9 protein-coding genes are annotated in these 11,485 nt (G+C 64.0%); 5 read left to right on the top strand and 4 right to left on the bottom strand.

Annotated features, from left to right (window positions below; all coding sequences use genetic code 11):
- On the bottom strand, positions 1 to 574 hold a 574-nt coding region (locus tag QQL24_RS04895), incomplete at its 3' end, for a hypothetical protein (RefSeq protein WP_431310639.1).
- 648 nt (positions 575 to 1,222) lie between these two features.
- Between QQL24_RS04895 and QQL24_RS04890 the strand changes: the two genes are divergently transcribed.
- A complete protein-coding gene (locus tag QQL24_RS04890; protein ID WP_284310785.1) occupies positions 1,223 to 2,545 on the top strand; it encodes a cation:proton antiporter in 1,323 nt (440 codons plus the stop codon).
- 23 nt (positions 2,546 to 2,568) lie between these two features.
- Here QQL24_RS04890 and QQL24_RS04885 read toward each other — a convergent pair whose 3' ends face one another.
- Entirely contained in the window at positions 2,569 to 3,330 is a 762-nt protein-coding gene (locus QQL24_RS04885; protein WP_284310784.1) for a bestrophin-like domain, read from the bottom strand.
- 794 nt (positions 3,331 to 4,124) lie between these two features.
- On the opposite strand from QQL24_RS04885, the gene QQL24_RS04880 reads away from it, so the two are divergent.
- From QQL24_RS04880 to QQL24_RS04870, 3 genes are all read left to right on the top strand, one after another.
- Complete coding sequence (locus tag QQL24_RS04880) at positions 4,125 to 5,267, top strand: efflux RND transporter periplasmic adaptor subunit (RefSeq protein ID WP_284310783.1); 1,143 nt, start codon at positions 4,125 to 4,127, stop codon at positions 5,265 to 5,267.
- Entirely contained in the window at positions 5,264 to 8,428 is a 3,165-nt protein-coding gene (locus QQL24_RS04875) for an efflux RND transporter permease subunit (RefSeq protein ID WP_284310782.1), read from the top strand. The genes QQL24_RS04880 and QQL24_RS04875 overlap by 4 nt, the downstream gene beginning before the upstream one ends.
- A 172-nt stretch (positions 8,429 to 8,600) precedes the next feature.
- On the top strand, positions 8,601 to 9,728 hold the full coding sequence (locus tag QQL24_RS04870; protein WP_284310781.1) for an alpha/beta hydrolase: 1,128 nt from the start codon (positions 8,601 to 8,603) through the stop codon (positions 9,726 to 9,728).
- Positions 9,729 to 9,782: 54 nt separating this feature from the next.
- Here the strand turns inward: QQL24_RS04870 and QQL24_RS04865 are convergent, their stop codons facing one another.
- On the bottom strand, positions 9,783 to 10,340 hold the full coding sequence (locus tag QQL24_RS04865) for a TetR/AcrR family transcriptional regulator (RefSeq protein ID WP_284310780.1): 558 nt from the start codon (positions 10,338 to 10,340) through the stop codon (positions 9,783 to 9,785).
- Positions 10,341 to 10,398: 58 nt separating this feature from the next.
- On the opposite strand from QQL24_RS04865, the gene QQL24_RS04860 reads away from it, so the two are divergent.
- On the top strand, positions 10,399 to 10,872 hold the full coding sequence (locus tag QQL24_RS04860; protein WP_284310779.1) for a monooxygenase family protein: 474 nt from the start codon (positions 10,399 to 10,401) through the stop codon (positions 10,870 to 10,872).
- A 28-nt stretch (positions 10,873 to 10,900) separates the two neighbouring features.
- On the opposite strand, the gene QQL24_RS04855 is transcribed toward QQL24_RS04860, so the two are convergent.
- A complete protein-coding gene (locus QQL24_RS04855; RefSeq protein WP_284310778.1) occupies positions 10,901 to 11,407 on the bottom strand; it encodes a DoxX family protein in 507 nt (168 codons plus the stop codon).
- Positions 11,408 to 11,485: the final 78 nt, after the last annotated feature.

Genomic DNA, 11,485 nt, shown 5'->3' with positions numbered 1-11,485 from the left:
CTGTGCTCGGCGCGGCGGCACTGGCGGGGGCGCCGCCGCTGATCGCGGCGACGGCCTGCTGGCAGGAGGCCGACAGCGAGGCGTTATGCTGCTGGAGGCAGGAGAGCGCCGCCGTGCCGCCCGGCGTCACGCCGGAGCATTGCGCCATGAAGTCGGACCGGCAGGCTGCCTTGATGGCGTTGCGCTGGGCCGTCGTCGGGGCAGCCTTGGGGGCCGCCGCCGCAGGGGCGGCGGCAGCGGGTTGGGGCGCCGGCGTCATCGGCGCGGCGGATGAGGACTTGCCGCCCTTCAGCGCGCCTATCGCCTTCTGGCAGGCCGGAGAGAGGCTGTCATTGTGCTTCTGGAGGCATTGCAGGGCAGGCATCCCGCCAGGCGTCACGCCCGAGCAGTTCGCAATGAAATCCCCGCGGCAGGCCGACTTGATGGCGTTGCGCTGGGCCGTCGTCGGCTGCTGTGCCATGGCCGCCCCGGCGCCGACCGTCACGGCGCAGAGCACCGACACAATCGCGAAGAACGCCCGCAGGGCGCGCCACGGTGCCGCGCTTTGAGCCAAGAAAGATGTGTGGTTTTGCATGAATTCTATCCCTCGCATAGCTTTCAGGCCCACTGGCGCATGATTGCGCTCGTGATTGCTGGGCCAAGTATTTGACGGAGCGGCAGGCTTCTTGGTTTGGTTGAAGTCGATCCAGTATTCTGGACGCTTTGATTGCTCTCGCCGTTGGAGCATAGCACGTCTTCTTTGCTGCGACAGGGAGAATATCTCTGGGGCGTGCGCTCGTCTGTGGTCGAAACCGCCTCGTCCGAAAATATTCGCAGCCTCCAGCATGCCCTTGCGGCAATTGCGCGTGTCATAACTCTTGCGGGACAGAGGACAGTCGATAGAACTCCCACTCGTTTACTCGACAAATCATTATATCATGATGACAGTCGCTGCTCTGATGTTGCCCGCCTCCCGAAATCCGCTGCGGGGCGTGGATCAAAGCGGAGGAGGGGAGAGGCTCATCAGTTGACATGAAATGGACGGTGCCCACGCCGAACAATCCGCCACAAGGCAGGCTTGCGGAACGTGGCAAAGCAGATAGAGATGGCGGGAGAAGTATTTCCATTCAGCCGGGTGTCATTCATGGAGAGTGGGCTGTGAACGGACCTTCTCCTGCCGGGGCAAGCACGCGGGCAGGGCGCTGCCGGCCTGCGCCGGCCTTGAACGAGCGCGGCGCTTGCCATGTCCACCTTTGACGTCGCCCCCATTATCTTTCTCTTCGCGGCGCTGGTAAGCCTCGCCAATGAGCGCTTCATCAAGCTGCCGCGCAGCATCGCGCTGCTGCTCGCTTCGCTCCTGGTCTCGCTGGGGATCGCGGCCGCCGGCCACATTTGGCCAGCGTCCTGGTTTCCCCAGGCATACCAGCAGCGCGTGGAGCATGCCAATCTTCCGCATACCCTGCTCGACGGCATGCTGGCGCTGCTGCTCTTCGCCGCCACCTGGCATGCCGACATCAAGGGCCTCAGACGCGAGGGCGTGCTGGTCTTCATTCTCGCGACCATCGGGGTGCTGATAGCCACCTTCGTCTTCGCCTTCGGCTTCTGGCTGCTCGCCAGCCTGTGCGGCACGCCGGTTCCGTTCCCCTGGTGTTTCCTGCTCGGGGCGATCCTGGCTCCCACCGATGCCGTGGCTGTCGATGAGCTCCTGAAACGCGTCGCCCTTCCCGCCGGTCTCAGGGACATCATCGCCGGTGAGAGCTTGTTCAACGATGGCGCTGCCGTGGTGATGTTCCTGGCGGCGGTGGCGCTGATTGGGGGGCAGAGCGGCGTCATCGGCAATGGGCGGCTGATGAGCGCGTTGATGATCGAATGCGCCGGCGGGGCCGCTATCGGCGCGGTCGCTGGCTATGCGGCGCGGCTCCTCGTCGAGCATAGCGAGGACGAGATCGTCCGGCTGACCCTGTCGATCGCGCTGGCCCTGGCGACGTATCGCATCGCCCTGCAGTTTCACGTCTCCGGGCCGATCGCGGTGGTCGTCGCCGGGCTCGTCATGGTCAATGCCGGGCCGCGGACATCCCGCCAGACTGCCTGGCGACCTCACCTTGCGACCTTCTGGTCGCTCGTCGACGACCTCGTCAACACCCTGCTGTTCCTGCTGATGGGCGCGGAGTTCTTCAACCTCGACTTCACCGCTTTCACCCAGGCCATCGTCTTTGCGGCGATTCCGCTGGCGATCCTGTCGCGTCTCGTCAGCATTGCGATTCCCATCGGTCTTTCCCGCGCCGATTGGCCGAAGAAGGCAAGGATGATCTCGACGCTGACCTGGGTGGGCTTGCGCGGCGCGATTTCGATCGCGCTCGTCCTGACCATTCCGGACGGCCCTTACGGACCGACACTTGCGGCCGCCTGCTATGTGGTGGTGATCTTCACGATCGTGGTCCAGGGCCTGTCGACACCCGCCATTCTCAGCCGCATCTACAAGGGCGAAGTGCCGGTGCCGGCTGGCGGCCACGCTTCGGACCATGACACAGTCCCGGAAGCAAGCGGGCACGCCAAGCCATCCTGAAAGCCAGCCGTCGCAGCCTTCGGTCACCGCGTCAATTCGGCAATGACGCGGTCGAGCGGGGCATCCGAGACCTGGATCAGTCCGCTGAACGGCCCGTCCATGTCGAGGATGAGGTAGACCGTGCCGGCGATCAGGGCCGCGGCCAGCACCAGCGAGCAGACGACCACGCGATTGTTCGGTGCGCGATAGCCCAGGCTGGCGAAGACGAGCATGAGCCAGGCCACCAGCATCACCAGCAAGGGCAAGGGCAGCGTTCCTTCCGCCTGTTCGACCAGTTCCCAGCGCAACTCGTAGATGGCCTGGTAGATCGTATGGGCATCCTGAGCGAGGTTGGTCTGCTCGGTATCTGCAGGTTTCAGGGTCTTGAGATCGTCGCCCGTGGCAGTCAGCAATTGCTCGGAAAGCGGATCGCCCATGATGAGGGGATCGCTCTTGGGCCTGGTGCTGTCTCGGGCGTGGCGCACATAGGCGAGCAGGCGCGCGCGCATGTCGTCGGCCTCGGGGCCGTAACGGCGTAGCGTCCGGTCGAGGAGGATCATGTCGGTGGCGATCACATGCGCATTGTGGTCGACGCCGTCAAAGGTATTGCGGGCCGAATTGATCATCAGGCCGAGCACCAGCGATGTCATCACGATGAAGACATTGCCGATGAGCCGGATGATGGCGACGGTCTCTTCGTGCTGGTAGCGCTCCGGCAGCCTGGAATAGAGCAGCAGCGCGCCGAGCGACGCCGCAAGGAGGCAGCAGAAGGTCAAGATGCAGATGACGACTTCATAGCTGGCCATTGCGGGCTCCCGAAAAGGACGGCCCGGCAAGGATCGCATCGAAGCACGCGGCTGAGCAATGGCGGGCATATCCATGGGGCCGGATCGGGCGATGCCATCCCCGTACCGGCATCGCTGCCAAACCGCGGCCCGCTTTGTCCCGATCTTTCCTTGCCAATCGGCAGACCATCGATTCTCTATGCTTTATATTCGGCTGCAGCGCCGGCATCTAAAACGCCGCCCTCGCTGAAATTATACTTTCATCAATTTACGCTTAGTGTAATTTTCTGAAATCAAAGGGTGCGTTCCCAGTCCATGTGCGGCGGCAGCTGTTCATTGCGTGCTGGCTAGGGCGTGAGGCTGGTGCCTGGATGAGCAGAATTGCTGTCGCAATAGTAGCGAGATCACGGCGTCTGCTGGGAATTGCGCCGCGGTCATCTTCCGCAGCGACATCGCGGACCTGTTGCAACAACATCCAAGCAGACAGTGCCAGCAGCGCTGGGCATCGCCGGATGCGTCGGCCAGGTCTTGGCGGCAGGTCGTCCGTGACGGCGCCGATATGCTGTCGTCGGCATGGCGATTATTGTCCAGATTTTTCCGTTGACCGGGCGCTGCGGGGCCTGAGCTTGATGGCGCGGCCGTTCCAGGCCGGCGTTGCGGCTGTCCCCTCCGGCCGCCGATCTTCCTAGACTTTCTCGCTTTTCTTCGTCCGGCCACCGGCCGTCAGCACTGCAAAAGGGTATGACAAGATGATTTGCTCTCGCGCCCTCTTCCCTCCGAATGCGCTGACAGAAAGAAGGCTGGCTCTGCCTTGGATGCTGGCTGCCGTCCTGGCCATCGCCCTCGCCGGCTGCGGCCAGCAGAACACCTACGTCCCACCGCCGCCGCCCAAGGTGGGCGTCGCGACGCCGGTGAAAAAGACGGTCACCAATTATCTGCTGGCGACGGGCAATGCGGCGGCGATCAATTCGAGCAACCTAGTGGCGCGCGTGGCGGGCTTCGTCGACGCCATCAGCTACAAGGACGGCGACTTCGCGAAGACGGGCACCTCGCTCTTCACCATCGAGCCGCAGCCCTACCAGCTTGCGCTTGAAAACGCGCAGGCTTCGCTGTCGAGCGCCGAGGCAAACTACGCCCAGCAGCTCGCCAACTACAAGCGCCAGGCCAGCCTGCAGGTGCAGAACTTCGCCTCGCAGGCGACGTTGGAACAGGCGACGGCCAGCCGCGACTCGGCGCAAGCGGGCGTGGACCAGGCCAAGGTCGCGATCGAGCAGGCCCAGCTCAATCTGGGCTATACCGATGTGAAGGCGCCATTCGACGGCATCGTCACGCAGAGGCAGGTCTCGCTGGGCGACTATGTCGGCAACGGCACGGCCACCGTCCTCGCCACGATCGTGCAGCTCGATCCCATCTATGTCGAGTTCAATGTCAGCGAGACCGATGTCCTCAACATCCGCGCCAACATGAAGAAAAACGGCGTGACGCTGGCCAACCTGAAGAAGGTGCCTGTCGAGGTTGGCCTGCAGAACGAGGACGGCTATCCCCGCCAGGGCACCCTCAACTATGTCGCCCCGACCCTGACGGCCAATACCGGCACTCTTGCCGTGCGGGCCCAGTTCGACAATCCTGGTTATGGCATCCTGCCCGGCTATTTCGTGCGGGTGCGGGTGCCGCTCGCCAGCCAGGGCGACAGCCTGCTGGTGCCTGATACCGCCATCGGCAGCGACCAGGGCGGGCGCTATGTCCTCCTCGTCGGCAACGACAATGTGGTCGAGCAGCGCAAGGTCGAGATCGGCCAGCTGGACGGGGATATGCGGGTCATCACCAGCGGTCTCGATCCCACCGACAAGGTGGTGGTGGACGGCATCCTGCGCGCGGTACCCGGGCAGAAGGTCGATCCGCAGGATGCGTCACAGTCGGCCGGCCAGGGCGCCAATGCGAAGGCGTCCCAGCCATGATCTCGAAATTCTTCATCGAACGGCCGGTTCTGGCCAACGTCATCGCCATCCTGATGGTCGTGATCGGTGGCGTGGCGCTGTTCGCCCTGCCGGTGGCGCAATACCCCGACGTGGTGCCGCCCACCGTGCAGGTGACCACGCGCTATCCCGGCGCCAGCGCCCAGGCCGTGATCGACACGGTGGCGCTGCCCATCGAGCAGCAGGTGAACGGCGTCGAGGACATGATCTACATGCAGTCCTATGCCGGCGCCGACGGCACCTACACGCTCACCGTCACCTTCAAGATCGGCACCGATCTCAACTTCGCGCAGGTGCTGGTGCAGAACCGTGTCTCCGCCGCCATGGCTTCCCTGCCGCAATCGGTGCAGATCCAGGGCGTCACGGTGCAGAAGAAGTCGACCTCGATCCTGCAGATCGTCACCCTTACCTCGCCGGATGCCAGCCGCGACAGCCTTTATCTCAGCAATTTCGCCACGCTCAGGATGAAGGACGAGATCTCCCGCCTGCCTGGCGTCGGCAACGTGACAGTGTTCGGCGCGGGCCAATATTCGATGCGCATCTGGCTCGATCCGCAGAAGATGCAGGCGCGCGGCCTGCAGGCGCAGGATGTCATCAACGCCCTGCAGCAGCAGAGCCAGCAGGTCAGCGCCGGCCAGCTCGGCGCCCCGCCGGTGTCGACAGGCCAGGACTTCCAGTACACGCTCGATGTCTCCGGGCGGCTCGAGGATGCGGCCCAGTTCGCCAATGTGGTGATCAAGGCAGGTACCACGGCGGGTGACGTCACCCGCGTGCGCGATGTCGGGCGCGTCGAATTGGGCGCGCAGACCTACAGCCAGGTCTTCACGCTCAACAACAAGCAGGCTGCGGGCCTTGCCATCTTCCAGTCGCCCGGCGCCAATGCGCTCAACACGGCCGCCGGAGTCGATGCCAAGATGAAGGAACTCGCCGCGAACTTCCCGCCGGGCGTGACCTACTCCATTCCCTTCGACACCACGCTTTTCGTCAACCAGTCGGTGCATGAGGTCTACAAGACGCTGATCGAGGCGGGCATCCTCGTGCTCATCGTCATCCTCGTCTTCCTGCAGGACTGGCGCGCCACCTTGATTCCGGCGACCACCGTGCCGGTGACCATCATCGGCGCCTTCGCGGCCATGGCGGCGATGGGCTTTACCATCAACCTCTCGACGCTGTTCGCCATCGTGCTGGCCATCGGCATCGTGGTCGACGACGCGATCGTGGTGGTGGAGGGCGCGGCCCACAACATCGACAAGGGCATGTCGGGGCATGATGCGGCAATCGCCGCGATGAACGCGCTGTTTGGCCCGATCATCGGCATCACCCTGGTGCTGATGGCGGTGTTCCTGCCGGCGTCCTTCCTGCCCGGCCTGACGGGGCGGATGTATGCCCAGTTCGCGCTCGTCATCGCTGCGACCGCCCTGATCAGCGCCGTCAATGCCGCCACGCTGAAGCCCACCCAGGCCGCGCTCTGGCTGCGGCCGACCGTGCCTGTCGAGAAGCGCAACTTCTTCTACCGGGGTTTCGATGCCGGCTATGTCTGGCTCGAGCACCGCTATGCGGCGCTCATCGGCTGGATGACCCGCTACGCCGCCCTGATGACGGTGTTCGCGCTGCTCATCATCGCCGGAGCAGGCTATGGCTTCTCCCGCGTCGCCACCGGCTTCCTGCCGATCGAGGACCAGGGTTATTTCCTGGCTGCTGTGCAACTGCCCGACGGCGCCTCGCTCGAACGCACGCAGAAGGTGCTGGTCGAGGCCTCCGACGCGGTGCGCAAGGTTCCCGGCGTCTCCGAGGCCATCGCGATCGCGGGCGTCTCCCCGCTCGACAACAGCGCGTCATTGGCCAATGCCGGCGTCGTCTACGTCATGCTCGACGACTGGAGCAAACGCGGCAAGGGCGAGACCCTGCTGCCGCTCTATACCAAGCTGAACCAGGCGCTGTCGCAGATCCGTGAAGCCAGTATCCTGGTGGTGCCGCCGCCTCCGATCCAGGGTATCGGCAATGCCGGCGGCTTCACCATGCAGATCGAATTGCGGGATGGCAGCTCCGACCTCGCCAAGCTGCAGGCCTCCGTCAACGCGGTGGTTGCCGCAGCCTCTACGCAGTCCGGGATCCAGCGCGTCTCGTCCTCGTTCCGGGCGGGCGTGCCGCAATACAAGGTCGATATCGACCGCACCAAGACCGAAGGCCTCAAGCTCACCGTCGACCAGGTCTTCTCGGCGCTGGCGAGCTATGTCGGTTCCAGCTATGTCGACCAGTTCAACCGCTTCGGACGGGTCTATCAGATCTATATTCAGGGCGAGTCCGATGCGCGCAAGCGCCTCGAGGACATCGACCAGCTCACCGTTCGCAATCAGGACGGTGCGATGATCCCGATCAACACCCTCCTGAAGATCACCCCGATCGTCGGCCCCTCGCTGATCAGCCTCTACAATCTCTACCCCTCGGCGACGATCACCGGCGTGTCCCGGCCCGGCTTTTCCTCCGGCCAGACCATCAAGCTGATGGAAGAGATCGCGGCCAAGACCCTGCCGCCGGGCGTCGGTTATGAGTGGACGGCGATGTCCTACCAGGAGAAGATCGTCGGCAACCAGATGTACATGGTGTTCGCCCTGGCCATCCTGCTCGTCTACCTCGTGCTCGCTGGCCAATATGAAAGTTGGTACGCGCCGATCTCGGTCATCCTCGCCGTGCCGCTGTCGCTGCTCGGGCCGGTGCTGGTGCTCAACGGCCTGCGCATCGACAACAATCTCTATGTGCAGATCGGCCTGGTGCTGCTGATCGCCCTGTCGGCGAAGAACGCCATCCTGATCGTGGAAGTGGCGCGCGAGATGCGGGCCGAGGGCAAGCCGATCCTGGAATCGGCGGTGGAGGCCGCGCGCGCCCGCTTCCGCCCGATCCTGATGACCTCCTTCGCCTTCATCCTGGGCGTGGCGCCGCTGGTGTTTGCCACCGGCGCTGGCGCCAGCGCAAGATCCTCCATCGGCATCACCGTGTTCAGCGGCATGATCGCCTCGACCTGCCTTGCCGTGCTGTTCGTGCCGGCCTTCTTCGTGATGGTCCAGCGCTTCGAGGAATGGCGCTCGCGCGGCAAGAAGAAACCAGCGCCCGTGGCGGCGGAAGGGGCGGGTGCCACGGGATAGATGCGGCGCGCGCGCCCTGGCAATATGGGCGTGCAAACTTCACCACGCGAGTATAGCGTGGGTGCAGAGGGGCAAGGAGCGCTGCGATCGCGGATAGCGCTGAGGGTTCGATTTGGCACAAAATCGGAACCATACAAGGGTTGTCGGCGCCGTCGTGGTTCTCCGGTGCGCCTTGACCTGTGCGATTGCAATCGCCGTGGCTCTGCTTGGGGGCTGCGCCTCGCGGCCTGAAAGTGGATTTCTCAGCGCCGTTTCGCAACCCGCCACGGGTGCGAACGAGCATACGCTGCTCGTTGCGACAACCCGCGAGCGCGACTCCAGGCCGGGAACCCTTTTCAATGGCGAGCGATCGGGGGCACTCGATTACGCGACGATTACCGTGTCCGTTCCGCCCAGGCATGCGGATGGGCAGGTCGAATGGCCCTCGTCGCCCCCCGGGAATCCCCAAACCGATTTTGTGGTACGACAGGCGGCCTATATCGACGGTGAAAAGGCTTTCGTCCGCACGCTGAATAGCCGGCTATCCGCCCAGCCGCGCGGCAAGCGCAAGGTGCTGGTCTTCATCCACGGCTACAACACGATGTTTGCCGAGGGACTCTACCGCTTCACGCAAATCGTCCAGGACTCCGGCTCACCCGCCGTGCCGGTGTTGTTTACCTGGGCATCGCAGGGAAGCCTCACCGGTTATGTCTACGATACCAACAGTGCGACGGTCGCGCGCGATGACCTGGAACACACCCTTCGCCTCATCGCCGCCAGTGACGCCGACGAGATCAACATCGTCGCCCATTCGATGGGCAACTGGGTGACGGTGGAGGCGATACGACAAATCAAGATATCCGGCGATACGAGAGGAGCGCATAAGGTTGGAGTTGTGGTTCTGGCAGCGCCAGACATCGATATCGACGTGTTCAAGTCGCAGATGCGGCGTATCGGACGGCCCCGCAAGCCCTTCTTCATCGTCATATCGAAGGATGATCAGGCCTTGCGCATTTCAAGGTTCATCGCAGGCGACAAGGGCAGGCTCGGCGCAGACAGCAATGTGCAGGAACTGGCCGCGATGGGGGCGATCGTGGTGGATTTGACGACCCTGAAGGGGACCGACTCCTTGAGTCATGGCAAGTTCGCGCAGCTTGCCAGCGTGGCACCACAGCTTGAGCGGGTTTTGCAGGCGGGGATAGAGGCAGATCGCGGCGCGACACCCAGAAGCCAGACCGCAGTGGGTGGAACACTCGCCTCCTTCATCACCCTTCCGATCAGGATCATCAATGCGCCTCGACAGATCGTCGCAGGGCAATAGCGGCGGCTCCCCAGACAGTTGAGCCCAACCGACAGAGCACCTCGCTTGCGACAATCAAGCCGGTCGTTCTGCGTCCTGGCCAAGGCCGTCGACCAGCTTCCTCAGAACCGCCCTGGCCTGCGCGGGTTCGCTCCGAATCTGGCCGTCGAGTGCCAGGGTGGCGAGTCCGTGCACCAGGGCCCAGCAGGCCAGGGTTGCAGTGTCGGCCGTGGCCGGGACGAGATCAGCGACGCGCTGCGAGAGAACATCATAGGCCGTGCGGCCGGCGCCGCTGTCGCGGGGCGTTTTCTGGTCGCTGGCGAACATCAGCCTGAAGAGGGCGGGATGGCGCTCGGCAAAGGCAAGGTAGGCGAGGCCTTGGGCGATCAGCGCCTCCTCGCCGTCGGCAGTGCGGTCTGCTTCCTCGAGATCGGCGCGGAGCATGGTGAAGCCGTGATCGGCGACGGCCTGCAGCAGCGCGACCTTATCCTGGAAGTGGCGATAGGGGGCCATCGCCGATACGCCGGCGGCGCGTGCCACGGCGCGCAGGCTGATCTCTCCGGCTCCCTGGTTGAGCATTGCAACCGCCGTCCGGACAAGGGTGGCCTGCAAGCTGCCGTGCTGATCGTTCATCTGTTTACAGTGTACACATTATCGGGTATGTTTACAGTGTAAACAGAGGAGATCGGCCATGCAAGCGGATGCACGCAGACAGACAGTCGATTTGTCCGGCTATCCCGACCTCGTGGTGGTGCTGCTCGGCTTCCGGGTCGGGAGTTTGCGGGTCTTGCCGGCGCTCTTCGGCATCGGCCGCGGCCTGGCCCGGCTTTCCCGCGAGCGACCGGAGGGGTTGTTGGGGCACCAGACGTTTCTGTTCGGCTGGAACCATCTCGGCATACGCCAATATTGGCGCGACCAGGAGAGTCTCACCCGGTTCACGCGCGAGGCCCCGCACGCCGTCTGGTGGCGCGATTTCCTGCGCGATACAAAAGGCAGCGGCTTCTGGCATGAGGCCTATAGCGCCCGCGGCGGTGTGGAGGCCGTGTATGTCAGCATGCCCGAACTCCCGGGCCTGGGTGCCTTTGCGCCTGTCCGGGAGGCGAAGGGCCCGTTCATGTCGAGCGAGGGCCGGCTGAGCGCCGACAGGCAGGCGCGGGCGAGCTGAGAGCAAGCCGGGAGCGCGCGCTTCCAAGTCACGGCATGGTGACACTCTCGCGCGGCTTGGAACCCGTCCCGAATACCAGTCGATCGACCGCCAGCGGACCCGCTCCTCCCAGCACCAGCGCCATGAGGCCGGCGAGGTAGAGCAGGTCCGTCTCATAGCCCGGCGGGCCGAAATGGGCGCCGCCTGCATCCACCGACAGGAGCTTGATCGAGCTGAAGCCGTTGGGCAGGTGCACGGTGACAACAGCCACCAGCAGCACCACCGCCATCGGCAGGCTCGCCAGCGGCACGAGCAGGCCGATGAGCACGGCGAGGCCGCCGAGGAGCTCGATCAGGATGGTCGCCCAGGCGAGGAAGGCCGGGAACGGCATGCCGAGCGCATGCAGGATGGCGATGAAGGAATCCGGCCCGTGTGTAAGCTTGGCATAGCCATGCTCCATGAAACCGTAGCCGACGATCAGCCGCAGCGGCAGTGCGTACCAGGATTGAAAACGGGGGGAAGCAAGGCGGTGATAGAAATCGAGGAGAGTGTTCATATCGGCCAATCAGAGACGAACTTATGCTCCCTCTACGCCGCCCGACAGGCCGATGTTACAGGCGTGCAATCTTGTCAT

It is taken from the genome of Labrys miyagiensis (assembly GCF_030160835.1).
Classification (GTDB): Bacteria; Pseudomonadota; Alphaproteobacteria; order Rhizobiales; family Labraceae; genus Labrys; species Labrys miyagiensis.
Note: the sequence above shows the minus strand (reverse complement) of the source record. Positions and strands in the feature narration are given on the sequence as shown.

Bases quoted from the DNA above. Each gene is read 5' to 3' on its own strand.
- QQL24_RS04890 (WP_284310785.1), top strand. From the start codon at position 1,223: ATGTCCACCTTTGACGTCGCCCCCATTATCTTTCTCTTCGCGGCGCTG.
- QQL24_RS04885 (WP_284310784.1), bottom strand. From the start codon at position 3,330: ATGGCCAGCTATGAAGTCGTCATCTGCATCTTGACCTTCTGCTGCCTC.
- QQL24_RS04880 (WP_284310783.1), top strand. From the start codon at position 4,125: ATGCTGGCTGCCGTCCTGGCCATCGCCCTCGCCGGCTGCGGCCAGCAG.
- QQL24_RS04875 (WP_284310782.1), top strand. From the start codon at position 5,264: ATGATCTCGAAATTCTTCATCGAACGGCCGGTTCTGGCCAACGTCATC.
- QQL24_RS04865 (WP_284310780.1), bottom strand. From the start codon at position 10,340: ATGAACGATCAGCACGGCAGCTTGCAGGCCACCCTTGTCCGGACGGCG.
- QQL24_RS04860 (WP_284310779.1), top strand. From the start codon at position 10,399: ATGCAAGCGGATGCACGCAGACAGACAGTCGATTTGTCCGGCTATCCC.
- QQL24_RS04855 (WP_284310778.1), bottom strand. From the start codon at position 11,407: ATGAACACTCTCCTCGATTTCTATCACCGCCTTGCTTCCCCCCGTTTT.